Raw genomic sequence first — 26,425 nt, forward strand, 5'->3', positions numbered from 1 at the left:
TCAGCCGAGGGCCTTTTTGAAGAATACGACTCGCTCCGTTTCGGCAAAGCCGAGTTGTTGGTGCATCTGCTGCGAGGCAAGATTGTCGATGGCGGCATCGGAGGCCAGTTCCCGGCAACCCAGCTCGCGGCCCCACTGCGCCACCTGAGCGATCAAGGCTTGGGCCACCCCACGCTGGCGCGAGGCCGGTTGCACATAGACCCCTTCCAGATACATCACAGGGCTGCTGTTGCAGCCATTCACGTAATCGTGGCGCAGGGCTGCATCGGCAAAGCCTACCGCCTGACTCTGTTCATCCAGCGCCAGAAAGGCGTTGAGATGTGCATTGGCCAACATCTCAACCCCTTCCTGCAGGTGGGCCGAAAGTGCGTGGTGCGGCCACAGCTGCTGGCGCAGGGTTGCCCACTGCGCCAGCAGCGTCTCGTCGAGGGGGACTATCTGCCAGCCGATCTTCGTCATCGGGGCTCAGGCTTGCCGCTTGGCAAGGCGTACCAGTGCAGCCTCTGCCAGCATCGCCAGCAGGGTTTCGGTGTCGCTCCATGACAGGCAGGCATCGGTGATGCTCTGGCCAAAGGTGGCGGCGCAGCCGTTCTCCACATCCTGACGCCCTTCCACCAGGAAGCTTTCTGCCATGATGCCGGCGATGCCGGTACGGCCGCGGCGCAGCTGATCGCAGATATCTTGCGCCACCAGCAGCTGACGGCGGTGATCCTTCATGCTGTTGCCGTGGCTGAAATCGACCACCAGACGCTCCGGCAGGCCCACATCGGCCAACGCTTCACAGGCTTCATCGACACTGGCGGTGTCGTAGTTGGGTCGGTGGCCGCCACGCAGGATCACATGACCAAAGGGGTTACCGGCGGTGCGATAGATGGTCATCTTGCCGTCTTTGTCCGGCGAATAGAAGATGTGGCTGTGACGGGCGGCGCGCACCGCATCGATGGCGATGCGGGTATTGCCGTCGGTGCCGTTTTTGAAGCCGACCGGGCAGGAGAGGGCCGAAGCCATCTCGCGGTGTACCTGGGATTCGGTGGTACGCGCGCCGATGGCGCCCCAGGTGATGAGGTCGGCAATATACTGGCCGGTCACCATATCGAGGAATTCGGTGGCGGTGGGCATGCCGATCTCGTTGATGTCGACCAGCAGTTTGCGCGCCAGTTTCAGCCCTTCGTTGACGTCGAAACTGCCATCGAGTCGCGGATCATTGATGAGCCCTTTCCAGCCGACGATGGTGCGCGGCTTCTCGAAATAGGTGCGCATCACGATGCAGAGGCTCTTTTTATAATGCTCGCGCAGGGCGTTGAGGCGCTGGGCATACTCGCGAGCAGCAGCGGGATCATGAATAGAGCAGGGACCGACAATGACCAGCAGGCGCTGATCGTCTCCAGCCAGAATGGCTTCCACTTCGCGACGGGCATCCAGTAGATTCTGGGCAATGGTATCGGTGATCGGAAACGCGTGTGCAAGCTCGCTCGGAGTGATCAGTGACTCCAGGCGACGGGTGCGCAATTCATCTGTGTGAATGGACATACAACTCAAGTCTCGAGTGGGTGGTGTCAGCCGCAAGGGGCGAAAAAGCAAAGAGATAAAATAAAGCAAAAGTCCCCTGATTGAAACCTTGGGGGGCTCTGATAGGATGTGAGGCCAAAATCGATTCCAAATGAGGTAGTTAGCGTGGCAAAGCCAGGGGCAACCGGGGTCACCCGCATCATCAACGCAACCGGTTACAGCATGAAGGGGCTCAAGTCAGCCTGGATTAACGAGGCGGCGTTTCGACAGGAGCTGATGCTGATCCTGTTGCTGATGCCACTTGCCTTCTGGATTGGCGATTCCCTCAACCAGATCCTGCTGCTTATCGTCATCAGCTGGCTGGTGGTGATCGTCGAGATCCTCAACTCCGCCATTGAAGCTGTGGTAGACAGGGTTGGCTCCGAGCATCATGAGCTCTCCGGTCGCGCCAAGGATTTGGGCTCTGCCGCCGTCTTTATCGCGTTGGCCCTCAATGCCCTGGTGTGGGGCGCTCTGGTGGGCCGCAACCTGTTGGGGTGGTGGTAAGCCATCACGCTGCTTTGAGGTTCTGCTTCATACAAAAGCCCGTCATCACGACGGGCTTTTTGCTGCGCAGATAAGGGTCTATCAGTGGAGAATGCGGGCTCGGATGGTGCCGTTGATCTCCTTGAGCTTGGCGAGCGCCTTCTCGCTGTGCTCGGTCTCCACGTCGATCACCACGTAACCGATATGGCTGCTGGTCTGCAGGTATTGACCGGCGATGTTGATCCCCTCTTCGGCGAAGATCTGGTTGATCTGGTTCATCACGCCCGGCTGGTTGCGGTGAATGTGCAGCAGGCGGCTGGAGCCCTTATGGCCCGGCAGCGACACTTCCGGGAAGTTGACGGCAGAGAGGGTGGAGCCGTTGTCGGAGTATTTGACCAGCTTGTTGGCCACTTCCAGCCCGATATTCTCCTGCGCTTCATGGGTGGTGCCACCGATGTGCGGAGTCAGGATCACGTTCTCCAGCCCACGCAGCGGGCTTTGGAACTCCTCGTCATTGGACTTGGGCTCGACCGGGAAGACGTCGATGGCGGCGCCGGCGATATGGCCGCTCTTGATGACGTCAGCCAGCGCATCGATATCCACCACGGTACCGCGGGCGGCGTTGATGAAGATGGCGCCCGGTTTCATCATCCGCAGCTGCTCGGCACCGATCATGTTCTTGGTGGAGGCGGTCTCCGGCACGTGCAGGCTGATGACGTCAGACATATTGAGCAGATCGACCATGCTCGGCACCTGAATGGCGTTGCCCAGCGAGAGCTTGTTCTCGATATCGTAGTAATAAACCTTCATGCCGATGCTCTCGGCGATGATGCCAAGCTGGGTACCGATGTGGCCGTAGCCGATGATGCCGAGCTTCTTGCCGCGGGCTTCCACCGAGCGATTGGCCAGTTTTTCCCACACGCCGCGATGGCACTTGGCGTTTTTCTCGGGGATGCCGCGCAGCAGCAGCAGGATCTCGCCCAGTACCAGCTCGGCGACCGAACGGGTGTTGGAGAAGGGGGCGTTGAAGACCGGAATACCGCGGATCTGGGCCGCTTCCAGCTCGACCTGGTTGGTACCGATGCAGAAGCAGCCGATGGCAACCAGCTTGTTGGCGGCGTCGAGGACTTTCTCGGTGATCTGGGTGCGGGAGCGCAGCCCGATGAAATGGACGTCGCGGATCTGCTCGATCAGCTCCTCTTCGGAGAGCGAGGTCTTGAGATACTCCACACTGGTGTAACCTGCGGCACGAAAGGTCTCTACGGTGTTGGGGTGAACCCCCTCAAGCAGCAGAACCTTGATTTTATCCTTGTCCAACGAAAACTTGGCAGTCATGACGATCCCTCTGTATGTGCAAACGTAAGTGCAGATTTGGTGTGCGAAGAAAACAGTAAAGTAGCAAAAACGTTTGGGGGAGGGAATATTTGTGACGAAAGTCAAATTCTTTGAAGTTATCAACGAATGTTGTAAACATCCGTATGCAACTTGTTGAGGGATAAATAAAAACGGCGCCATCAGGCGCCGTCATTTATTCACAGTGCAATGTTTGGGTCATATTCCATCCCGGGGCTCAATCAACGCCGCTGTTGCGTCAGGGCTGGCAGAGTGGCGCTGGCGGGCGAGGATGCCGCTGCACTGTGCTACCGGTGTCGGGATTACTGGGTAATCACGCCGTCCGGCGTACCGATCAGGACCACATCGGCGCCGCGCGCGGCGAACAGGCCGTTGGTGACCACGCCAACGATGGCGTTCAGTCGTACTTCCAGCGCCTTGGCGTCGGTAATGGCCATGCCTTTTACATCCAGAATGTGGTTGCCGTTGTCGGTGACCACGCCTTCACGCCACACCGGGTTGCCACCCAGTTTGCGAATTTCGCGGGCCACGTATTCGCGGGCCATCGGGATCACTTCCACCGGCAGCGGGAACTGGCCCAGCACGTCGACGGTCTTGGTGTTGTCGATGATGCAGATGAACTTGTCAGCTACGGCGGCAACGATCTTCTCGCGGGTCAGGGCTGCGCCACCGCCCTTGATCATGTCGCGGGTTGCGTTGATCTCGTCGGCGCCATCCACATAGACGGAGAGGGCGTCGATCTCGTTGAGATCATATACGGTGATGCCGAAGCCCTTGAGACGCTCGGTAGAGGCCACGGAGCTGGATACCGCCCCCTTGATCTCGTCCTTCATGGTCGCCAGCGCGTCGATAAAGTGGTTGACGGTAGAGCCGGTGCCCACCCCGACGATGGTGCCGGGAACCACATACTTGAGCGCAGCCCAACCGGCCGCCTTCTTCATTTCATCTTGAGTCATGATCGTTCCTTAAGAAAAAAGCGGGCGCATTATATCCAACCCGGTACCCCGTCGCGACCTTGTTGCTCACGTTCCGGGGCAAAAAGAGGGACTTTGTAAATCGTTTGCCTGTTTATTCTGCGTTTGCGCGCACAAAGCAGGGGCTGCCTGCCAAAAACAGTCTATTCAAAGCGCCAGCAGTGGCTCGGGGTGATGATCTGGGGCAGCGGCACATCCCACTCCTCTTGCGGGACCGCATCCACCTGCTGGCAGTCGTGGGCAATGCCGAGCGGCTTGGGGCCCAGCTTGTGCTCATGCCAGATGGCGAGAGTGCGATCGTAGTAGCCGCCCCCCATGCCAAGTCGATTACCTTGAGCATCGAAGGCGACCAGCGGGGTGCAGATAAGATCGAGCGTGCTGTGGGGCACCACCTGCAGGATATCCAGCTCCGGCTCTTCGATGCCGTAGCGGTTGCGCACCATGGGACTGGTAGCGGTATAGCGCAAAAAGAGCAGGTGACCCGGAGTAAAGGGGTGGAGCACCGGCAGGTAGATCTCTTTGTGCTGGGCCCACAGCCAATGGATGGTGGGCAAGGGGTTGATCTCCCCATCATTGGCCAGATAGAGGGCAATGCGTTTGGCGGCGAGGATCTCGGGGTGTTGCTTGAACTGGGCCAGCAGCTGTTGGGCCGCCAATTGCTGCTCGGCCGGACTCAGATTTTTGCGGCGTTGACGAACCAGTTGGCGCAGGGATTGACGTTCGGGTTGGGACTCATGCATGGGGAACCTCTGGTATAGCTGCGCATCGATGGCTTGAACGCGCTCTACCTTAGCACATTCACTCTTGACGTTAAGGGGGGCAGGGGAACTCCCGCCCCGGACGGCTGATGCCCGGGACGGTGGGATAAATGCTGGCGGATCCGTTAGTGAGCCAACAAAGGCCAGGATGTGGCCCCTGTTGATGGCATGTCGGCGCGCCAGCGTCTGGTCAGTTACTTCTCAGCCTTGCCGCGCATCTGGTGCTTCACAAACACTGCAATGAGTGCCGCTAGAGCGAGCGCCATCGGGTAGAAACTCATGCTCACCACCGCCAACGGCGACAGGGCGAAGATGGATCCCAGCAGCAGCGCCTGTGCGCCCCAGGGGATCAGACCCTGTACCACGCAGGAGAAAATATCGAGCATGGAGGCGGCGCGGCGCGGGGTGACACCGTGGTGTTCGGCCAGATCCCGGGCTACCTTGCTGGCGACGATAATAGCCACCGTGTTGTTGGCGGTACAGAGGTTGGTGAGGCTCACCACCCCGGCGATGCCGAGCTCGGCGGCTTTCTCGTTCTGTTCACCATTGTGTTCGCGAGTGAAACGGGCAATCAGGGCGCTGATGCGCTCGCTGATCCAGGCCAGTCCACCCTGACGCTCCATCAGGGCGCCGAGACCGCCGATCAGCATGGAGAGCAGGAAGATCTCCTGCATGCCGGTAAAGCCCTGATAGATATCCTTGCTGAACTGACCGATGGCGTAGCCGTTGATCATGCCCACCGCTCCGGCGGCCAGAATACCGATCCCCAGCACCACAAACACATTCACCCCGGCGAGCGCCAGCCCCAAGATCAGAAGATAAGGCATCACCTTGAACAGCTCGATGGCGCTGCCGTTTGCCGGGGATTCACCCACTGAGCCCAGGGTCAGATAGAGCAGGATCACCGCGATGGCAGCAGGGGCAGCAATCTTGAAGTTTTCACGGAACTTGTCCTTCATCTCGCACCCCTGGCTGCGGGTGGCCGCGATGGTGGTGTCGGAGATGATGGAGAGGTTATCGCCAAACATGGCGCCGGAGAGAATGGTGCCTGCCATCAGCACCGGATCGATACCGGCCGCCTGCGCCACGCCCAGCGCGACCGGCGCCACGGCACCTATGGTGCCCATGGAGGTGCCCATGGCGGTAGCAATAAAGGCAGAGATGAGGAACAGTCCGGGCAACAGCGCCCAGCCAGGGATGAGCGACAGGCCCAGCGCCACAGTAGCATCAACCCCGCCGGTGGCCTTGGCCACGCTGGCAAAGGCGCCCGCCAGCAGATAGATAAGGCACATCGCCATAATATTGCTGTGGCCAACCCCCTTGAAGAAGGTTTCCAGATTGCTGTTGAAGCTCTCTTTGCCAAGCAGCAGGGCGAGCATCACCGCAGGCAAGGCAGCAACCGGAGCGGGCAGCTGATAGAAGGCGAACTCGACCCCCTGCAGGGTCAGCCAGGTACCGGTACCGATAAAGAGTGCGAGAAAAACCAGAAGTGGCAGCAAGGCCCTGGCACTGGGTTGAGTCTGGATCATGTGTTCCTCTGAAATTGAACAATGACCTCCTGTCATAAACTGCTTTGTACCTGTATCGGATAGGGATAGGGGGAAAACAGGGCGGGCATCCTGCCGCATTGGGGTGCCCACAGTAGTGAGTCAACCTCGCTTGGTCAAGATAGACGTCCAGATGGATAAGTGTTTTTGTTTGATGATTCTGGTCTTGTTGAGATATCCAAAGAATATTCGGAAAAAGAAGTTGGCGCTGTTTATTATTCATTGCTGTTCTGACGCAGTCCGCGGGTATCGCGTGCCTTTAATAAGGAAAGAGGTAAACGATAAGATCTCTGCATGCCATCTTGGGGATTTCTCCCGCTGCCAAACGTCAGCCGCACCTCTCTCTATCTCTACGTGAGCATGGTGCGGATATTTCCAGAACGCGTGGACACAAGACCTGAGCTGTGTGGTTACTGTGTCAGTTTCTCCACCGCCTGAACGGCTGTCGCGAGAGCATCCTGTTCCAGCGTCAGCGGAATGTGGCCAATTCCGGGCAGTAGGGTGACAGGCCAGGAGATGCCGAGACGTCTTAACTCAGGTTCAAGTTGATCTGTTTGAAAGGCTTCGTCATTTGCACCCGCGATCACGGCGCAGGGGCGTTGCACATTGCGTATGTTTTGCTGATAGTCGCGCTCCGGCTGAAAGTTCGAAGCAAGGTTGAAGGAGTAAGAGGGGGTCAGCAGGGATTTCGCCTCATCATTAAGGGCAAAGTTCAGCACGGTCAGATGGTTGAGTGCGGAAATATGGAAACCGTTGAGGATGCTCAGGGCGATGAGGCGAGGCAAGCCGACACGCACCCAGCCACCGCTGTTGGGCCGGTAGTTGGCGGCGGTGGGGCCAAGATAGGGGGAGAGCAGCAGATAGCTCTCGAACAGGGTTTGTCGCGCACTGCCAGCAACACGCAGGACAAAGCCACCCCCTGACGAGAAGCCGACGAGTGTTGCAGGCTTGTCGGGGGCTACCGACTTGATGAAATCTTCCAGATCGTCTTCAAGCTGACCGATGTAGGCAATGGTGCCTTTGTTGCCCGATGCGCCATGGCCGCGAATATCGAGGGCGTAGGCGTCATATCCCGCTTGCGAAAAGGCGCTCGCCATCTTGTGCATGCTCTGACTGCTGGCAGAAGAGCCGTGAACCAGTATCACGCTGCCCTTGACCTTGTTGTTCTCTGCGTGCTCCTTTGCGCCATAGTGCCGATAGGCCAGCTGCGTGCCGTCACGCGCCGGGTATCTTGAGAGGGGTGGCATGTTGCTCCAGCCACTCCCCTTGAAAGGGTCGTTGATGCTGGCCATCGCCGGTGCCGGACTCGGCCCGCCAAACAGCAGAGCCGCGGTCAGCATGACCAGGGTCAGTGATATCAACCCCACAGCAAACAGCAATCCTGCGCTCATTCTTGCACCTCGGTTGATATCGACACGGGCGTTGCCCTGATTTTGCTTATGCTGGCATTTCACTCGTTCGAACCTATCAGATGGCACCCGGTCTGCCAAATGATGGAGTGAGACGATGAAAAACGGCCTGTGACCAAAAGGAAGTTCTTGGCCAGCCAGCGGGCGCTGCCGTTGGCGAGTGCTGCAAGGAGTGGTGGCATCATGGCTTTTCAAACCCGGCGCGGGCTGGTAAAACGGTCTCTTTCCATAATTAAAAGAGATGAGAGGGTGGAGATGGACAATCCGATCCGTGTGGCCGTGATGGGCTGTAATGGTCGTATGGGCAAGGTGCTGCTGGAGGCCATCACCAACACCGATGGCGTAGTGGTCGGGGCTGCACTGGAGCGGCCGGGTTCGGCGGTGATCGGTCTCGATGCCGGTGAGCTCAATGGGCTGGGCCATCTGGGCGTGGCCATCAGCGACAGTCTGGACAAGGTGCGTGACGAGTTTGATCTCATCATCGACTTCACCCGCCCCGAGGTGACCCTTGCCAATCTGGCTTTTGCGCTGGCCCACCACAAGCAGATGGTGATCGGCACCACCGGTTTTGACGATGCAGGCAAGGCCGCCCTGAAAGAGGCTGGCAAGCAGATCGGTATCGTGTTCGCCTCCAACTACTCGGTCGGGGTCAACCTGGTGTTCAAGCTGCTGGAGCAGGCCGCCAAGGTGATGGGGGATTACACCGACATCGAGATCATCGAGGGCCACCATCGCCACAAGGTGGATGCGCCATCCGGTACTGCCCTCTCCATGGGGGAAGTGGTCGCCAAAACGCTGGGCCGGGATCTCAAGGAGTGCGCCGTCTATGGTCGCGAGGGGATCACTGGCGAGCGGGATCGCAACACTATCGGCTTTGCCACCATTCGCGCCGGCGATCTGGTGGGGGAGCATACCGTGATGTTTGCCGATATCGGCGAGCGGGTGGAGATCAGCCACAAGGCCTCCAGCCGCCTGACCTTCGCCAACGGTGCTGTGCGGGCGGGCAAGTGGCTTGGTCAGCAGGGGGCCGGTCTTTATGACATGCAGGATGTGCTCAATCTCAAGTGATGCCTCTGAGCGGCACTTTCGTACTACTGCTACCCCAGTGAAAAACCCCGGCTTGCCGGGGTTTTTGCTGTCAGTCAGCCAGATTTTGTGTAAAAAGACACGCTGCCTGCAATTTTTAACTGAACTCCTTATAAATCACACTATTGCGTTATCCGCCAGATTTTTCCTTCCTGAATGTCATCACCAGGTAACAGATTTGAGCATCTTTATGGCGGATAAAGCCATTTTTTTACACGGGCTGGAAAAGACTAAAAATTCAAACACAGAAAAACGTTTTCCATTTTTCATGTTCAATATTGTCATCGTAAAAGCGTTAAATTTGTCATTAATGTTTTTTGTGTAAAAATAAATGTTATTGTTTTAATTGGTTTTTTTGTTTGTTTTTGTCGTTATCGCTGGCTTGGTGGCATCTTTTGATGGTGGTTTTTCCTTTTCTTTCGCGGGAGGGGGTTGCAAAGCGATTAAGTGCATAGATAATGGGTAATGTTGCTTTTTTATTGAATTTAGATGCATTTCATCTGAGAAAAGACGTTGAAATGCCACTTTTTTTAAGTAGAATGCGCCCAATTTGCCAGAAATCTGCCGGGTTCGAGTCCTGTCCAAGACCGGAACCGAGCCCGCAACACCCAGGTAAATTGCTGAATTTAAAGCTAAATAACTGGAGGTTGTCTTGAATCACACTGCATTGCTAGTGCTGGAAGATGGAACTGTGTTCAAAGGCGTGTCGATAGGCGCCGAGGGATGTTCCGTTGGTGAAGTGGTTTTCAATACGTCGATGACGGGCTATCAGGAAATCCTCACCGATCCCTCTTATTCCCGTCAGATAGTCACCCTCACTTACCCCCATATAGGCAACACCGGCACCAACAGCGAAGATGAAGAGTCCAGTCAGATCCATGCTCAGGGATTGATCATCCGGGACCTTCCGATACTTGCCTCCAATTTCCGCAATCAGCAATCCCTCTCCGAATACCTCAAGTCTCACAACATCGTTGGCATCGCCGACATCGACACCCGTAAACTGACCCGCATCCTGCGCGAGAAAGGCGCTCAGGCTGGCTGCATTCTGGCCGGGAAACAGGTCGATGAAGCCTATGCTCTCGAACAGGCCCGCGCCTTCCCCGGTCTGAAGGGGATGGATCTGGCCAAAGAGGTGACGGTTGGTGAGGCGTACAACTGGACGACCGGGAGCTGGCAGCTTGGCAAGGGGCACGTCACCCCGGATGCCGACCAGCTGAAATACCACGTGGTAGCCTATGACTTTGGCGTCAAGCGCAACATCCTGCGGATGCTGGTTGACCGTGGCTGCCGCCTGACCGTGGTGCCTGCCAAGACCCCGGCCGCCGAGGTACTGGCGATGAACCCGGATGGCATCTTCCTCTCCAACGGCCCTGGCGACCCCGAGCCGTGCGACTACGCCATCGAGGCCATCAAGGCTTTCCTTAATACCAACACGCCGGTATTCGGCATCTGTCTGGGTCACCAGCTGCTGGGTCTGGCCTCCGGTGCCAAGACCGTCAAGATGAAGTTTGGCCACCACGGCGCCAACCATCCGGTGAAGAGCCTCGATGACAACACCGTCATGATCACCGCTCAGAACCACGGCTTTGCGGTAGACGAGAACAGCCTGCCGGATTGCCTGCGCGCCACCCACGTCTCCCTGTTCGATGGTTCCCTGCAAGGTATCCATCGCACCGACCGTCCGGCCTTCAGCTTCCAGGGGCACCCCGAAGCGAGCCCGGGCCCGCACGACTGTGCCGGTCTTTTTGACCACTTTATTGAATTGATTAAGCAGTATCGCGCCTAAGAAATAGAGGAAAGAGTTTCATGCCAAAACGTAATGACCTTCAGAGCATCCTGATCCTCGGCGCCGGCCCCATCGTCATCGGCCAAGCCTGCGAATTTGACTACTCCGGCGCCCAGGCGTGCAAAGCCCTGCGCGAGGAGGGCTACCGCGTTATTCTGGTCAACTCCAACCCGGCCACCATCATGACCGACCCGGAGATGGCTGACGCCACCTACATCGAGCCCATCACCTGGGAAGTGGTGCGCGAAATCATCAAGAAAGAGCGCCCGGACGCCATCCTGCCCACCATGGGCGGCCAGACTGCGCTTAACTGTGCACTGGCGCTGGAGAAGCATGGCGTGCTGGCCGAGTTCGGTGTCGAGATGATCGGTGCCACCGCCGACGCCATCGACAAGGCCGAAGACCGCTCCCGCTTTGACAAGGCGATGCGCAGCATTGGCCTGGAGTGCCCGCGTGCCGGCATCGCCCACAACATGGAAGAGGCGTGGGGCGTGCAACAGATGGTTGGCTTCCCCTGCATCATCCGTCCCTCCTTTACCATGGGCGGCTCGGGTGGCGGTATCGCCTACAACACCGAAGAGTTCGTCGAGATCTGCGAGCGCGGTCTGGACTTGTCGCCGACCAAAGAGCTGCTCATCGACGAGTCGCTGATCGGCTGGAAAGAGTACGAGATGGAAGTGGTGCGGGATCGCAACGACAACTGCATCATCGTCTGCGCCATCGAGAACTTCGACCCCATGGGTATCCACACCGGTGACTCCATCACGGTCGCGCCAGCCCAGACGCTGACCGACAAGGAGTACCAGCTGATGCGCAACGCCTCCATGGCGGTGCTGCGCGAAATCGGCGTCGAGACCGGCGGCTCCAACGTCCAGTTCGGTATCAACCCGAAAGATGGTCGCATGGTCATCATCGAGATGAACCCGCGGGTGTCGCGCTCTTCTGCGCTGGCCTCCAAGGCGACCGGTTTCCCCATCGCCAAGATCGCTGCCAAGCTCGCCATCGGTTACACCCTCGACGAGCTGATGAACGACATCACCGGCGGTCGCACTCCGGCCTCCTTCGAGCCGGCCATCGACTACGTGGTCACCAAGGTGCCGCGCTTCAACTTCGAAAAATTCGCCGGTGCCAACGACCGTCTGACGACCCAGATGAAGTCGGTCGGCGAAGTGATGGCCATCGGCCGCAACTTCCAGGAGTCCCTGCACAAGGCGCTGCGCAGCCTCGAAACCGGAAAAACCGGCTTCGACCCCATGGTTGACCTCAATGCCCCGGACTCCCTGACCCGCATCCGTCACGAGCTGCAGGACGCCGGTAGCGACCGTATCTTCTACATCGCCGATGCATTCCGCGCCGGTCTCTCCATGGATGGCATCTTCAAGCTGACCAAGATTGACCCCTGGTTCCTGGTACAGATTGAAGACCTGGTGAAACTGGAAGAAGAGGTGAAAGAGCGCGGCATGGCCGGTCTCGATGCCGACTTCCTGCGCGCCCTCAAGCGCAAAGGCTTTGCCGATGCCCGTCTGGCCAAGATCCTCGGTGTGGCCGAAGGGGAAGTGCGCAAACTGCGCGCCCGCCACAACATCTTCCCGGTTTACAAGCGGGTTGATACCTGCGCCGCCGAGTTCGCCACCAACACCGCCTACATGTACTCCAGCTATGACGAGGAGTGCGAAGCGGCCCCGAGCAACCGCGACAAGATCATGATCATCGGCGGCGGCCCGAACCGTATCGGTCAGGGTATCGAGTTCGATTACTGCTGTGTGCACGCGGCGCTGGCCCTGCGCGAAGATGGTTACGAGACCATCATGGTCAACTGCAACCCGGAGACCGTCTCTACCGATTACGACACCTCGGATCGTCTCTACTTCGAGCCGGTGACCCTGGAAGATGTGCTGGAAATCGTGCGCATCGAAAAACCCAAGGGCGTGATTGTTCAGTACGGTGGCCAGACCCCGTTGAAACTGGCCCGTGCACTGGAAGCCAACGGCGTACCGATCATCGGTACCAGCCCGGATGCCATCGATCGCGCCGAAGACCGCGAGCGCTTCCAGTCTGCCGTCGAGCGCCTTGGCCTCAAGCAGCCGGAAAACGGCACCGTCACCGCGCTGGAGCAGGCCGTGCTGCTGGCCGAGCGGATCACCTACCCGCTGGTGGTTCGCCCCTCCTACGTATTGGGTGGCCGCGCCATGGAAATCGTCTATGACGAGCAGGATCTGCGTCGCTACTTCGCCGAGGCGGTGAGCGTCTCCAACGAATCGCCTGTACTGCTGGACCGCTTCCTGGACGATGCCACCGAGCTGGACGTGGATGCCATCTGCGACGGCACCGATGTAGTCATCGGCGGCATCATGGAGCACATCGAGCAGGCCGGTATTCACTCCGGTGACTCCGGTTGCTCCCTGCCTCCCTATACCTTGTCCAAGAAAATTCAGGACGAGATCCGCGAGCAGGTGCGCAAGCTGGCGCTGGAGCTCGGCGTTATCGGCCTGATGAACGTGCAGTTCGCGGTCAAGGGCGATGACATCTACCTCATCGAGGTGAACCCGCGTGCCGCCCGTACCGTGCCGTTTGTCTCCAAGGCGACCGGCGCCCCGCTGGCCAAGATTGCCGCCCGTGTGATGGCCGGTCAGTCGCTGCAAGAGCAGGGCTTCACCAAAGAGATCATCCCGCCCTACTACTCGGTGAAAGAGGTGGTACTGCCGTTCGCCAAGTTCCCGGGAGTTGACCCGCTGCTCGGGCCAGAGATGCGCTCTACCGGTGAGGTAATGGGTGTGGGCAGCAGCTTTGCCGAGGCCTATGCCAAGGCGCAGCTGGGTGCCAACCACGCCGTACCGAAAGAGGGGCGTGCCCTCTTGTCAGTGCGTCACAGCGACAAGGCGCAGGTGGTCGACTTGGCTGCCAAGCTGCTGGAGCTGGGCTACGAGCTGGATGCCACTCACGGCACCGCAGTCGCGCTGGGTGAGGCGAGCATCAACCCGCGCCTGGTCAACAAGGTGCACGAAGGTCGCCCGCACATTCTCGACCGCATCAAGAATGGCGAGTACACCTACATCGTCAACACCGCCGAAGGGCGGGTGGCGATCCAGGACTCCAAGCAGCTGCGTCGCGCCGCCTTGCAGAACAAAGTGGCGTATACCACCACCATGAATGAGGCATTTGCCACCTGCATGGCCATCAGTGTGGATGCCACCGCCAACGTCAACTCGGTGCAGGAGTTGCACCAGAAGGTGAAAAACCGCTAAGAGTTTCCAGCGGGCATCAGCCCGACTTGCCAGACGACCAACCCCCGCCAGCGATGGCGGGGGTTTCTTTTTATCTGTCGCTCACCGTACGGTTCGGGGCGGGTGAATCCTTGAAGAAGGTCATGAGTTCCGCATCGCAGACAACGGATGGCGCGTGGGGTGGTAAAAGCTGGCAAGGGGAGGGGATGCTGCGAGCGCGGGTTTCAACTGCGGCAGGCAATCCTCTACAATGGCCCCACTTCGCTTGTCAGTGCAGTGCCAGCGGCGCTGCCTGTAGGGCCAACAAAAAATGGACATGCTTATGACCGCTTTGCCTTCCTGTCGTCTTCTTGCTTTCTGCTCTGCCTTGTTGCTGGCCGGTTGTGCCAGTGATCCCGCTTCCGCGCCCGCCAAAGAGGCGAGCGTGAGCAACCCCAAAACGCCGCCTGCCATGCAGCCGCGCAAACCGGCGGATATGAAGAGCCGCATCGTGCGCTTCTTGCCCCGTCAGGTGCCGGACAAACAGGGGTGGGCCAACGACGTGGTGACGGCGCTCACCACCCAGGGGGTGACGGTCAATGATCACAATGTCTGTAGCGTGCTGGCGGTTGCAGAGCAGGAAGCCACCTATCAGGCCGACCCCGTGGTGCCGGGCCTTGGCAAGATCGCCTGGAAAGAGATCAACTCACGGGCCGCCAAGCTGCTGATCCCCGAATTTATGGTGCGGGCCGCGCTCTCCATCAACTCGCCCACCGGCAAGAGCTACGCCGAGCGGATCGACAAGTTGCGTACCGAGCGGGAGATGAGTGAAATCTTCGAAGATATGATCAGCATGCTGCCGATGGGCAAGACGCTGTTTGGCAACCTCAACCCGGTGCATACCGGTGGCCCGATGCAGGTGAGCATCGCTTTTGCCGAAGCCAACGCCCGTGGCTACCCCTATCCAATCAAGGATTCCATTCGCCACGAAGTCTTTACCCGTCGCGGCGGCATCTGGTTTGGCACCAAGCATATCTTCGGTTATCCCGCCGACTACCCGGATACCCTCTACCGCTTTGCCGATTTCAACGCCGGCTGGTACGCCAGTCGCAATGCCGCCTTTCAGGCCGCCGTCAGCCGTTTGAGTGGCAAAACTCTGGCGCTGGACGGGGATCTGATCCGCTATGACTCGGATCTGCCGGGCAATACCGAGCTTGCCGTCTACACCCTCGCCAACCGGGTCAATATGAGCAAACAGGCGATCCACCAGAGCCTGCGCAAAGGGGATACCGCCGAATTTGCCGAGACCGCTCTCTACCATCGCATCTTTACCCTGGCCGACAAGCAAGCGGGCAAGCGACTGCCCCGCGCCATCCTGCCCGGCATTCAGCTAAAGAGCCCGAAAATCACCCGCAACCTCACCACCGCCTGGTTTGCCAAGCGGGTGGATGACAGAGAACAACGCTGCGTGCGGCAGATGGCAACGATTCGGTAAGACTGGGTTTGCTTCGAGACTAGTTGCAAAGCGGGTTGCCATTGTTAATGACAACCCGCACGCTTAATCGCCCCTTCCAATGGAGATCTTTGGCTCGCATCCAGTTATGAACGGTGGCGGCTCCTTCCGAGTGGCATGAGTTGTTACTACTTTTGCAGGATCAGCCGTGTTGGCGCCGGTCGTTGGCCTGGGCCAGTAGCATGCGGCTTTCACGCAGGAACTGGTCGGCATGTTCGCCGAAGAAACCGGAGACTTGCGAGAAGGCCTCGATGAAACCGTCCCTGTCCCCCCGCTCCAGCAGCCCCAGCGCTTCACCGAAGTTCTGGTAGTAGCGACGGATCATCGCCAGATTCTGCGGTGACGACAAAATGATGTCGGCATAGAGGTGGGGATCCTGAGCGAACAGCCGCCCCACCATGGCGAGCTCCAGCCGGTAGATGGGGGAGCTCAAACTCAGCAGGCGATCCAGATTGGCCTGCTCCCGGGAGAGGTGCCAGCCATAGGCAAAGGTGGCGAAGTGACGCAGAGCCTGAATGAGGGTCATCGCCTCATCGTGGGCCTTGGCTTCCACCTGTTGCAAGCGGGCGCCCCAGATGGTCATCTGATCCAGCAGCCATTGGCTGGCGGCGGAGTCACGACCCTGGCAGCAGACGATCACCTGCTTGGCGAGACTCGCCACATCCGGCCCGAACATGGGGTGCAGCCCCATCACCGGCCCTTGATGCACCGCCAGCATATGTTCGAGCGGTGCCGCTTTCACGCTGGTGACATCGACCAGCAGGCAGTGGGCGGGCAGGTTGCCGAGGCGATCGATGATCTGGCAGGTGATATCGATGGGCACCGCCACCATCACCAGACCGGCTCCTGCGAGGATCTCGTCAGCTCGCGGCCAGTCGGCTTGTTCCAGCGTCTCGACCCGATAGCCTGAGAGGCTGAACATATGGCCGAACAAGCGGCCAAGCTGGCCCTGACCACCGATGATGACCACTTTGCCAAGGTCTGGCTTTATGCATTTGAAGCCGGTATCTTTCTCGCTGGCGTAAGATTCGCGCATCACCCGGCGCAGTACGTCTTCGATGAGATCGCCGGGCACTCCCAACTGCTCGGCCTCGGCGCGGCGGCGGGCCAGCATGCTCGCTTCCCGATCCGGTGCATAGATGGGCAGGCCGTGGCGGCTCTTTACTTCACCCACTTCTCCCACCAGAGACAGACGGGCGGCCAGCAGATCGATCAGCTGCTTGTCCACCGCATCTATCTTGTCCCTGAGTACATTCAACTCTTCAGCCATATCCAGTCCCTGCTGGCGCCGCGAGCGGCGGCGCCCTGAAATTCAAGATGCAACAAGGTATCACGGCGTGATGCCACCAGCAGTGATACCTCGATTGTTCAATAGGTTACGACAAGATACCACGGCTTACCGCGCAGTTCTGCCCTTGAGGGGGTCAGCCAGCAGGTTGTGGCAGCGGGCCAGCAGGCTAGCGGTGCTGTCCCAGTCGATGCAGGCATCTGTGATGGAGACCCCGTAGCGCATCTGCTCCTTGGGCTGCTCGCTGGACTGGTTACCCTCAAACAGGTTGGATTCGAGCATCACCCCGATGATGGAGCGGTTGCCCTCCTGGATCTGGTGGATGACGTTGTCGGCCACCTTGGGCTGCAAACGGTGATCCTTGCTGGAGTTGCCGTGGCTGCAATCCACCACAAGGCTCGGCAGCAGGCCCGCTTTCTCCAGCGCCTCTTCCGCCAGCGACACGTTGACCGAGTCATAGTTGGGATGTTTGCCGCCGCGCAGGATCACGTGGCCATCCGGGTTGCCCTGGGTCTGCAGCAGCGCAACCTGGCCCTGCTGGTTGATCCCCATAAAGGCGTGAGGGGAGGAGGCCGCCTGCAACGCATTAATGGCAGTCCCCAGGTTGCCGTCGGTGCCGTTCTTGAAGCCGACTGGCATGGAGAGGCCGGACGCCATCTCCCTGTGGGTCTGGGATTCGGTGGTGCGGGCGCCGATGGCTGACCAGGAGAAGAGCTCGGCCAGGTATTGTGGGCTGATGGGGTCGAGCGCTTCGGTGGCCAGCGGTAACTCCAGCTCCGCCAGCCAGCAGAGCAGCTCGCGGGCACGGTGCAGCCCCAGCTCTACATCGAAGGTGCCATCCAGATTGGGGTCGTTGATAAAGCCTTTCCAGCCGACCGTGGTGCGCGGCTTCTCAAAGTAGACCCGCATGACAATGTAGAGAGAGTCCTGATAGGCATCATGCAGCGCTTTGAGTCTGGTTGCGTACTCTTTGGCGGCGTCCATGTCGTGGATGGAGCAGGGACCACAGATCACCAACAAGCGGTGATCGCGGCGGTGAATGATGTCGGCGATGGTATTGCGGGCCCCTTGCACGAATGCCAGCGCCTTGTCGGAGATGGGTAACTTCTCCTTGAGCTGGGCAGGCGTGATCATCACTTGTTCGGACTGGATATGGATGTTGTTCAGGGGGTCTCTTTGCATGATTTCATTCTCTCTACTGTATTAAGCCAAAAGCGATTGTACCGATATGTTTACGTTGGTACCTGCTTTGTTACGCAACCGCCCTCACCTTACCAAGGAAAAACAAATAATCAAGTGAAACTAGCGGGTTTACCGCTAGAAAGTCAGATAAAGGAGCTGCTATATAGTGCGAACAGGAATAATACAGAGAGGTTTTCGGAGGGGTGATGGTTATTTTGTAATTTAATGTTTACGGTTTGAGGGTGTAAAGGCAGCGTTGCCCAGCTGTTTACCCACAGTAAATGGTATCTCTGGGAGACTGCAACGCGATGGTAATGATGGTGTGAGGTGGCTATCTGGTCAGCCATAGAAAGAGGGAGCCATAGTGGCTCCCTTTGCGGTAGGAAGGGGGCTCCCGTCTGGCTGCGGATCAGCGCTTTTGTTTTCCCTGCAGCTCTTTGTTCAGGCGAGTGAGCATCCCCTGGGTGACCAGCACTATGCCCTGCTCGGAGCGGTGGAAGCGACGTGCATCTTCATCGGCGTTTTCACCGATCACCGTGCCTTCCGGCAGTTTGCACCCCTTGTCGATCACCACCCGGCGCAGTCGGCAACCGGCACCAATCTCCACACCCGGGAAGATAACGGCCTGATCCAGGGTACAGAAGGAGTCGACCCGCACATTGGTAAAGAGCACCGAACTCAGGATGAAAGAACCACTGACGATGGTGCCCCCGGCAAACATGGAGTTGATGGTCATGCCGTGCTGGCCGTTTCGGTCTTGCACGAACTTGGCGGGAGGAGTCATGTTCTGACTGGTCCAGATGGGCCAGTCCTGATCGTAGATATCCAGCTCCGGCGTGACGGAAGCGAGATCCATATTGGCCTCCCAGAAGGAGTCCACGGTGCCCACATCGCGCCAGTAGGGGCGGCGATCCGGACAGCAGCCGACACAGGACATGCCAAACGGGTGAGCGAATGCGGTGCCCTCTTTCACCACGCGGGGGATCACGTCCATGCCGAAATCGTGATGGGACTGCTCGTTGGCAATGTCCTCTTCCAGCAACTGATAGAGATACTCGGCATCGAAGATATAGACGCCCATTGAGGCCAGCGCGGTGTCGGCCTTGCCCGGCATGGCGGGCGGGTTGGCAGGCTTTTCGACGAAGGCATTGATCTTGCGATCATCATCCACCGCCATTACCCCGAAGGCGCTTGCTTCACTGCGTGGCACCTCGATGCAGGCAACGGTCACCTTGGCGCCCATATTGACGTGGTCGAGCAGCATGGCGGCGTAATCCATCTTGTAGATGTGATCGCCTGCCAGCACCACCACATATTTGGGGGCGTGATCGCGGATGATATCCAGATTCTGGTAGACCGCATCGGCGGTACCCCGATACCAGTTCACCTCATCCACCCGCTGCTGGGCAGGGAGCAGATCGATAAACTCGTTCATCTGGTAGCGCAGGAAAGACCAGCCCGATTGGAGATGGCGCAACAGGCTGTGGGATTTGTACTGGGTCACGACACCGACCCGACGGATGCCGGAGTTGATGCAGTTGGAGAGCACGAAATCGATGATGCGGAATTTGCCGCCGAAATGAACGGCAGGTTTTGCACGGTTGTCGGTTAACTGTTTGAGGCGACTACCCCGCCCTCCTGCGAGTACCAAAGCCATGGTCTCGTTCAGCAACTGTCTGGATTTTGCTGTATTGGCAGGTTGTAACAACATCTCATATCCCTTTGTAGATAAATCACTACAATGTTGCCTCCTTTGAGCCCTCAAGAAAGTGCTTTCAGTCACATTTTATGGTTTCTGACGTAATAAAATGACCTTTTTGTTATTAAAAATGACGGGTTGATCCGTCATTGCTTTCAATATAGTCAGTTGTCAATTGAGGCGAGCCGAACGACAAAATGGGCGGCGAGAGAGGAGGGATGAAAAAGCCCCTGCCAATGGTTGGCAGGGGGCCCGGTTTGTTGAGGCCCGGTGAGCCGGGCCTGGTTAACAAGGTTCAGGCTGCGTTGGCCAGTGGCTCCTCGCTCTTCTTCTGGTAGGCCTGCGGGGTGAGCCCAAGCAGCTCCTGCACGGTCGAGGCGACGGTAATGGAGGAGACGGTGCCCACCAGGATCCCGGCAAACAGGGTGAAGGAGAAGCCGTAGAGAGCGTCACCGCCAAACAACAGCAGAGCGCCCACGGTAAACAGGGTGGTGCCCGAGGTGATCATGGTGCGACTGAAGGTCGCCTTGATGGCCACATCGGAGCACTCGTGGATGCCCATCTGGGTACGCGAGCTCAGCAGATCCCGCAGCCTGTCTGAGATGACGATGCTGTCGTTGAGGGAGTAGCCGATCACCGCCATCAAACCGGCGATGATGTTCAGATCGAATTCAATCTGAAAGAGTGACAACAGCCCCAGCGCTACGATGGCGTCATGGACCACCGAGAGCAGGATGCCGATGGCCTGACGCCACTCGAAACGAAACGCCAGATAGGCCGACATCGCCAGCGAAGCGACCAGTACCGCCAGCATCCCCTGCTGGAACAGTTCTGCACCCACCTGAGGGCCGACGATGGTGGTGCGCAGCAACTCGACCGGCATCCCCAGCTGTTGGGTCAGCATGGTGGCGAGATCTGCCGCGGGCCAGGGAAGTTCGTGGGGGGGCAGCTTGATCAGCCACTCGCCGGGAATACCGGCCGAGCTCAGCTCAACGGCTCCCGCCAGCGGGGAGACCAGCATGGCATTGAGTTCATGGGCCTCTTTCAGGGTCTGGATATGAAACTCCAGCAGGATCCCGCCGGTAAAATCGAGCCCCAGTGTCAGGCCGTTCACCAGCAAGATGGCAACGCTGGCCACGGTCAGCAGGATGGAAGCCCACAGGCCAATATAACGCCAACGGGTCAGCCCCATGGCAACGATCATTCTCAACATAATTCTCTCCTTGGCCAGCCAGCACCAGGCTGTTGGCCCATCACGACGTGTCGCGACACGCCGGGAAATAGTGTTCTGCTTTGGCCGCTCCGGCCATATCCATGGCCGATGGCGCAGCCAAAGCCGCTCATCAGAAGGACTGCTGTCTCGTTACACCTTCAGCGTGCGCTCGCTGCTGCGTCCCCAGAGGGGGTTGATGATGGCGCGCGTCCCCCAGATCCCGGTGATCATGCTGGAGAGCAGACCCAGAATGAGGGTGATGGAGAAGCCCTGCAGCGGCCCGGAGCCGATGGAGTAGAGCACCACAGCGCAGATGAGCGTAGTGATGTTGGCATCGAAAATGGTGTGGAAGGCCGAGCGATAGCCAAAGTCGATGGCGTTGGCCAGTGAGCCCCCTTCTCGCAGACGGTCCCTGATCCGCTCGAAGATCAGCACATGGGTATCCACCGCCATGCCCACCGTCAGCACCAGACCGGCGATCCCCGGCAGGGTCAGCACGGCGCCCGGTAGCACCGCCAGCATGCCGACCTGCATCAACAGGTTGGCAACCAGCGCCGTGATGGCAACCCAGCCGAATTTGCGGTACCAGGCCATCATGAACAGCATCATGCCTGCCATGCCGAAGGCCAGCGCGGTGAAGCCCGCCTCGATATTCTGCATCCCCAGCGTCGGGCCAATACTACGTTCTTCCAGGATCTTGAGCGGGGCGGTGAGGGCGCCGGCACGCAGCAGCATGGCCAGCTCTTGCGCTTCCGGCAGACTGCCAATGCCGGTGATGCGGAACTGGTTGCCAAGGGCGGTCTGGATGGTGGCGACGTTGATCACCTCGCTCTGGGCGCGCAGTTTGCCCTGGGCGTTGGTTTTGTACTCGGTGAAGACGGTCGCCATCGGCTTGCCCACATGCTGGCGGCTGAACTGGTTCATCTTGCTGCCACCCAGGGTATCGAGCACGATATTGACCTGGGGTTGACCCATCTCGCCCATGTTGGCGCGGGCATCGACGATGTGCTCGCCGGTGAGTACCGGCTTGCGCGCCATGCCGACGGCCTGACCGTTGCGATCGGCGATATAGAAGTGGCTGTCGGCTTTGGCCTCGTAGAAGGCCAGCGAGGCGGTGGCGCCGATCACCTCTTTCGCCTGCTTGGGGTTATGTACCCCGGGCAGTTCGATACGGATACCATCCTGCCCCTGACGCACCACCGAGGCTTCGACGATGCCGAGCTCGTTGATCCGTTTTTTCAGGATCGACAGGTTCTGGGTCACGGCGTTGTTGACCAGCAGGGTACGCTCCGCCTCGCTCAGCACCAGTTTCAGATCATTGCCGGAGCGGGTCAGCTTCCACTGATCCTGACGGGTACCGGCACTCTCCTTGATGATGGCGAGCCAGCTCTCCTGTTCGGCCACCTCCGGCAGGGTGACGGCTACGGCGCCCTGTGCGCTGCGCGTGACGCTGGCGCCGCGCAGGTTGGCTTCACGGAAACGGGTGCGCAGGGTGTCCACCAGATTCTTGGTCTGATTGTCGATGACAAAGTCCACATCCACCCCGATCAGCAGCTGGGAGCCGCCACGCAGGTCGAGCCCCAGCTTGATGGGGTCGGCGCCGAGGCGGGTGATCCAGGCCGGCGCGTTGGAGTGAAACTCCAGGGTCAGGGCGGCACTGTCGACCCCTTGCAGCTCCAGCAACTGCTTGGCGCGCTGTTGTTCGCCCTGGCTGGCAAAGACCAGCTCGACCCGCTCAGGTTGCTCAATGACCTTGATCGGGGTCAGGTGTTTGTCGCTCAGCAACATCTGCTGCTGAGCCGTCAGGCGCTGCTGTCCGTGCAGGCCGAGGGAGGGCTGCTCACCGAAAAAGGTGGGCAGGGAGTAAAAGGTAAAGGTCAACAGCATCAACAGCAGCAGTGCGTACTGCCACTTGCTCATGCGGTTGAGAACGGTGCGATTGCTCTTTCTCATGGCAAACAAGCCTCTGTCAGGAGAATGGTGCCCGGGCCGATAGCAACAAGGCTCGGCAAGGCGCAAAAAATGGGATGCATCAGATGCGGATCAGGTAGCCGCCGGATCCGTCAGTAAGAGGAGATGAGCAAACAGTGGATGTGCCAGCCCCTCCGGGGTCAGGCGCTCAGATAGCTCTGGGTGAAGCGGTATTGCAGATGTTGGCGCTGTAGATGGCGCCGGTGGATCGCGCCAAAGCGCTCGCGAAAACTCTGTTTGTGATAGAGCTCGGGTGCCAGCATCAGCCAGCCGAGCAGCAACAGCAGGATGGCCTGGGCCGACCAACTCTGGATCAGCTCGTAGACCACACTCTTGGGCTGGTTGTCACTGCGCAGGGATTGTTCGAGACGCAGCAGGTGATTCTGATGGCTGCCGACAAACTTGATGATGCCATCATCGCTGTCGCTAAGCTGATTGAACACCTGAGTCTGCTGCTGTTCACTCTGGGGAGATGCGGGTAGCAGCGGGCCTTCCATTCGGGCGATGGAACAAAGCAGGGTGAGGGCGATAACCAGAGTTACCAGCACCAGTTTTACTTTGTCGATAAGGCGCAAAAGTTAATTCCCGATAAATAGGAAGGGCAAACTACCATAAGCGCCCGGTTTGAACAAGGTTGTCCCGGGCGCATGGCACCATTCGGTGCCGCTCGTCAGCTGCCGCTCATCTGCTTGAAGTCGCGTGCATAACCCTTGAGCAGGGAGTAGAGATGGGCCCGCTGAGAGATATCCAGCGACTGGCTCATGGCGCTCAGCCAGTTGACGGTACGTTGGCGCGACTGCTCGGTATAGCCGGTAAAGCGGCCATCCATCAGCCCATCCCCCTCGGCCAGCAGGTCAGTCAGCTCGCGGGTAAAGTCGGGACTCTGGCGCTGCTTCATCAACCTGTCCAGCTCCTGGGTCCAGGACTCCTGAAACTCGAGCCAGGGGGGCATCAGCTCGTATTGCCATTCGGCCCACTGGGCCACCAGTGGCGCCTGTGCCGGTTTCACCTCGCCAATCCAGAACTCGAGCCGCTTGTTCATCTTGTCGCGAAACTCCGCCAGCATCTGCTCTTTGGGCTCGCTCGCAAACTCCTGCTGGCGCTCTTGCTGGCGTTTGAGGCGATCGGCCATAAAGCGGGCGACCTGCTCATCGCTCAGGGTCCGTGCGATCCTGACGGTGCGGGGAATGGCGTTTTGCAGGGTGCGGGTGAGGCTCTGCTGCACCGCATCGAGGTTGGTCGAGATCTGCTCCGGCGTCATGGGGCTGGCTACCGCTTTGGCGAGGGTATCGAGATCATTGGCGTAGCGGGGCAGCTCATGCTGGCGGTGCCAGGCCATCAATCCCTTTACCTCCTGGCTCAGCAGATCCTTCTGGGGGGAGGTGAGGACGAAATAGTCGTCAAGCTGCCAGATGATGGCGGTATCGAGCCAGTAGTAGATCACCCGGGTGGAGCAACCGGTCAGCAGCAGGCCGATCAGCAGCAGACCCCAGGTTTTCGGCTTGTGCCAGCGCACCTTGTTTATCATCTGTTACTCCAGTCGTTGCCGGTTGATGGCGATCAGGATGTCATAGTCGAGTGAGGGCTGTTGCTCTGCCATCAGCAGGGCCCAGAGCAGGCCGATATAATCGACCCAGGGTAAAAATGCCTCGCTCTGAAAATCGGGCCACTGGTGGCGCGGCACAGCCTGCAGATAGTGCGCTTCCAGCTCGTCGCGCCGCTCGGCGGGCCACTCATGGGTGCGCTGGATGCTGGCGAGCTCAAAGCCGGGGTGACCTGCCGCGCCATACTCCCAGTCGATGACCCAGGGCTTGCTTCCCAACAAGTTAGCCGGATTGAGATCATGGTGGCAAGGGCGCCAGCAATCATTTGGCTCACTGCTGGCGAGCAAGCTCCGCTCCAGTGCAGGCAGCCAGGAGGGAATGCGGGCCAGTCGGGCGCGATAGCCTGCGGCGTGGGCTCGGACCGCCATCACCACCGCAGGCAGCGGCAGGCGATGGAGCTTGCGCAGCACCTCAGCCAGCAGACGGGGCTGATCGGCTTCCAGTGGCGCCGCGTGTACCCAGTTTGGCTCATCGCACCATTCGAGCAGCATCAGACCGCTGGTGGGATCGCCATAGTGGCAAGACAGTGCCAACCCTTCGCCCATCGCCCCCTGATAAAGCTGCCACTCGGTGGGACGGTCGATACCAAGGTGCACCGGGTCGGGGTGGCCCTGACGCAAAAAGTAACTGCGCCCCGAGGGGAGGCGCAGTCGATAGTTGCAGTTGGTCAGGCCTAACCCGAGTGGCTCCAACTGCCCCTCCCGCCAGGGGGCGGGTAGGCTGGCCAGCAGCGGATCACAGTTGCCTGTCATCGGGAGCCTGTTACCAGCCAAAGGTGGATTTCTTCGCCTGTTTGCGGATCTCTTTCTGATCGGCCCACAGCAGTTCGCCGTTTTGCAGGTCCATCAGGTTCATGGTCATCTGGTAGTAGACATCCTTCACCTTGCCATTGTCTTTGACGATGCTGGCGAGGTTGCCATAGACCATGTAGCGGGCACCGGTCTGCTTGCCCAGACGCACCATGGAGGCAGGATCCACCATGCCGCTGCTCTGCTGGTATTCGAGCTGCTGCTTGACGGCGGCCACCTTGCTCATGTCGACGAAGCGGAACTTGCCGGCCCGCAGCAACTTAGTGCGGATGGTGTCGGTGATAGCTTCGGTATCGATGTGCTCGGAGGTCTTGTTGCGGATAGAGTCCATAAACATCACCGGACGACCGCCTGCGGTGATCTCGCTGGTGGCGGGGGAGGCGAGCATGGAGTCCGCCATCTTGTCGGCGATGGCCTGCAGGTCGCTTGAGCCGTAATCGACGGTGACGGTTTCGGTTTCAGTGGGATCGCCATAGCTGACGGTGGTGCTGGAGCAGCCGCCCAAGAGCAAGGCGCCGGTCAATATCAGCAGGGCATGATTCATTTTCATCAGTAGGATTCCTCAATCACTTCGCGTACGTAAATCCGGTAACCCTGCGCCGCCGGGCTGGGCGCCAGGGCCGAGAGGGTGCGGGTCTGATAGCCATGCAGCTTGATGGGGGTCCAGCCGCGGCCATCGCTGGCGACCTCCTGACCGGCCTCATCATACCAATAGAAGATATATTGCAGCTTGTTATCGCCGCGCTGGGTGCTGGCGGCGGCCACATTGACCTGCAGCAGGCCATTTTGCTGGCGGCGGCTCAGCTCGGTCAGGGTGACGTTGACGTTTTGATGCTGCTCCAGCGTGGGAGCACCGCCCGCGGGGCCATAGAGCGCCACGCCGGAGGTGTTGGTGGCGCAGCCGGTCAGCAGCAGCGCGAGCCCGAGGGCCAACCCGTATGCTTTCATCTTGCTCTCCTTAATCGGGTGAGTGGGGCCGCGTGTGAGCCTGCC

Annotated in this window: 22 protein-coding genes; 5 read left to right on the top strand and 17 right to left on the bottom strand. The window is 59.1% G+C overall.

Translation table 11 applies throughout. The features are described 5' to 3' along the window. Both aac(6') and ACTG20_RS09585 read right to left on the bottom strand, forming a co-directional pair. A complete protein-coding gene (gene aac(6') / locus ACTG20_RS09580) occupies positions 1 to 459 on the bottom strand; it encodes an aminoglycoside 6'-N-acetyltransferase (protein WP_194495753.1) in 459 nt (152 codons plus the stop codon). A 6-nt stretch (positions 460 to 465) separates the two neighbouring features. Beyond that, positions 466 to 1,530 (bottom strand): 3-deoxy-7-phosphoheptulonate synthase, encoded by a 1,065-nt coding sequence (locus ACTG20_RS09585; protein WP_194495752.1) that lies wholly within the window; start codon positions 1,528 to 1,530, stop codon positions 466 to 468. Between the two features lie 144 nt (positions 1,531 to 1,674). Here ACTG20_RS09585 and ACTG20_RS09590 point away from each other — a divergent pair, with 144 nt between their 5' ends. Further along, positions 1,675 to 2,055, top strand: coding sequence for a diacylglycerol kinase (locus ACTG20_RS09590; protein WP_111899524.1), 381 nt, complete (start codon positions 1,675 to 1,677; stop codon positions 2,053 to 2,055). Positions 2,056 to 2,136: 81 nt separating this feature from the next. Here ACTG20_RS09590 and serA read toward each other — a convergent pair whose 3' ends face one another. From serA to ACTG20_RS09615, 5 genes are all read right to left on the bottom strand, one after another. Next, positions 2,137 to 3,369: a phosphoglycerate dehydrogenase gene (gene serA / locus ACTG20_RS09595; RefSeq protein ID WP_194495751.1), complete on the bottom strand. Its 1,233-nt coding sequence runs from the start codon at positions 3,367 to 3,369 to the stop codon at positions 2,137 to 2,139. Positions 3,370 to 3,689: 320 nt separating this feature from the next. Continuing rightward, positions 3,690 to 4,343 (bottom strand): ribose-5-phosphate isomerase RpiA, encoded by a 654-nt coding sequence (gene rpiA / locus ACTG20_RS09600; RefSeq protein WP_005353106.1) that lies wholly within the window; start codon positions 4,341 to 4,343, stop codon positions 3,690 to 3,692. A gap of 161 nt (positions 4,344 to 4,504) precedes the next feature. After that, complete coding sequence (locus tag ACTG20_RS09605; RefSeq protein ID WP_194495749.1) at positions 4,505 to 5,101, bottom strand: 5-formyltetrahydrofolate cyclo-ligase; 597 nt, start codon at positions 5,099 to 5,101, stop codon at positions 4,505 to 4,507. A 212-nt stretch (positions 5,102 to 5,313) separates the two neighbouring features. Beyond that, entirely contained in the window at positions 5,314 to 6,648 is a 1,335-nt protein-coding gene (locus tag ACTG20_RS09610) for a Na+/H+ antiporter NhaC family protein (protein ID WP_194495748.1), read from the bottom strand. A 428-nt stretch (positions 6,649 to 7,076) separates the two neighbouring features. Next, a complete protein-coding gene (locus ACTG20_RS09615; RefSeq protein ID WP_194495747.1) occupies positions 7,077 to 8,057 on the bottom strand; it encodes an alpha/beta hydrolase in 981 nt (326 codons plus the stop codon). Positions 8,058 to 8,330: 273 nt separating this feature from the next. Between ACTG20_RS09615 and dapB the strand changes: the two genes are divergently transcribed. The 4 genes from dapB to ACTG20_RS09635 all read left to right on the top strand — a co-directional run bounded on the left by dapB (position 8,331) and on the right by ACTG20_RS09635 (position 15,648). Continuing rightward, positions 8,331 to 9,143 (top strand): 4-hydroxy-tetrahydrodipicolinate reductase, encoded by an 813-nt coding sequence (dapB, locus tag ACTG20_RS09620; RefSeq protein WP_005347132.1) that lies wholly within the window; start codon positions 8,331 to 8,333, stop codon positions 9,141 to 9,143. A gap of 670 nt (positions 9,144 to 9,813) precedes the next feature. Beyond that, complete coding sequence (gene carA / locus ACTG20_RS09625) at positions 9,814 to 10,950, top strand: glutamine-hydrolyzing carbamoyl-phosphate synthase small subunit (RefSeq protein WP_005361585.1); 1,137 nt, start codon at positions 9,814 to 9,816, stop codon at positions 10,948 to 10,950. Positions 10,951 to 10,970: 20 nt separating this feature from the next. Continuing rightward, positions 10,971 to 14,195, top strand: a complete 3,225-nt coding sequence (gene carB / locus ACTG20_RS09630) for a carbamoyl-phosphate synthase large subunit (RefSeq protein WP_005337626.1) — start codon at positions 10,971 to 10,973, stop codon at positions 14,193 to 14,195. A 301-nt stretch (positions 14,196 to 14,496) separates the two neighbouring features. Further along, entirely contained in the window at positions 14,497 to 15,648 is a 1,152-nt protein-coding gene (locus tag ACTG20_RS09635) for a DUF1615 domain-containing protein (RefSeq protein ID WP_194495746.1), read from the top strand. Between the two features lie 160 nt (positions 15,649 to 15,808). Here ACTG20_RS09635 and tyrA read toward each other — a convergent pair whose 3' ends face one another. The 10 genes from tyrA to ACTG20_RS09685 form a co-directional block, all read right to left on the bottom strand. Beyond that, complete coding sequence (gene tyrA / locus ACTG20_RS09640) at positions 15,809 to 16,936, bottom strand: bifunctional chorismate mutase/prephenate dehydrogenase (protein WP_194495745.1); 1,128 nt, start codon at positions 16,934 to 16,936, stop codon at positions 15,809 to 15,811. Between the two features lie 126 nt (positions 16,937 to 17,062). After that, positions 17,063 to 18,136, bottom strand: a complete 1,074-nt coding sequence (locus ACTG20_RS09645) for a 3-deoxy-7-phosphoheptulonate synthase (protein WP_194495744.1) — start codon at positions 18,134 to 18,136, stop codon at positions 17,063 to 17,065. Between the two features lie 409 nt (positions 18,137 to 18,545). Continuing rightward, positions 18,546 to 19,847: a glucose-1-phosphate adenylyltransferase gene (gene glgC / locus ACTG20_RS09650; RefSeq protein WP_005334047.1), complete on the bottom strand. Its 1,302-nt coding sequence runs from the start codon at positions 19,845 to 19,847 to the stop codon at positions 18,546 to 18,548. Between the two features lie 283 nt (positions 19,848 to 20,130). Next, positions 20,131 to 21,048, bottom strand: a complete 918-nt coding sequence (gene secF / locus ACTG20_RS09655) for a protein translocase subunit SecF (RefSeq protein ID WP_005334046.1) — start codon at positions 21,046 to 21,048, stop codon at positions 20,131 to 20,133. Between the two features lie 150 nt (positions 21,049 to 21,198). Then, complete coding sequence (gene secD, locus ACTG20_RS09660) at positions 21,199 to 23,001, bottom strand: protein translocase subunit SecD (protein ID WP_439987602.1); 1,803 nt, start codon at positions 22,999 to 23,001, stop codon at positions 21,199 to 21,201. A 158-nt stretch (positions 23,002 to 23,159) separates the two neighbouring features. After that, on the bottom strand, positions 23,160 to 23,594 hold the full coding sequence (locus ACTG20_RS09665; protein ID WP_081253334.1) for a hypothetical protein: 435 nt from the start codon (positions 23,592 to 23,594) through the stop codon (positions 23,160 to 23,162). 95 nt (positions 23,595 to 23,689) lie between these two features. Further along, a complete protein-coding gene (locus tag ACTG20_RS09670) occupies positions 23,690 to 24,547 on the bottom strand; it encodes a DUF6279 family lipoprotein (RefSeq protein WP_440007996.1) in 858 nt (285 codons plus the stop codon). Positions 24,548 to 24,550: 3 nt separating this feature from the next. Further along, positions 24,551 to 25,375, bottom strand: coding sequence for a phosphotransferase (locus ACTG20_RS09675; protein WP_439987603.1), 825 nt, complete (start codon positions 25,373 to 25,375; stop codon positions 24,551 to 24,553). A 10-nt stretch (positions 25,376 to 25,385) separates the two neighbouring features. Continuing rightward, on the bottom strand, positions 25,386 to 25,982 hold the full coding sequence (lpoB, locus tag ACTG20_RS09680; protein ID WP_005302153.1) for a penicillin-binding protein activator LpoB: 597 nt from the start codon (positions 25,980 to 25,982) through the stop codon (positions 25,386 to 25,388). Next, a complete protein-coding gene (locus tag ACTG20_RS09685; protein ID WP_005334038.1) occupies positions 25,982 to 26,380 on the bottom strand; it encodes a YcfL family protein in 399 nt (132 codons plus the stop codon). The genes lpoB and ACTG20_RS09685 overlap by 1 nt, the downstream gene beginning before the upstream one ends. Positions 26,381 to 26,425 lie beyond the last annotated feature (45 nt).

This window comes from Aeromonas sp. 84A, assembly GCF_051919345.1.
Taxonomy (GTDB): Bacteria; Pseudomonadota; Gammaproteobacteria; order Enterobacterales; family Aeromonadaceae; genus Aeromonas; species Aeromonas veronii.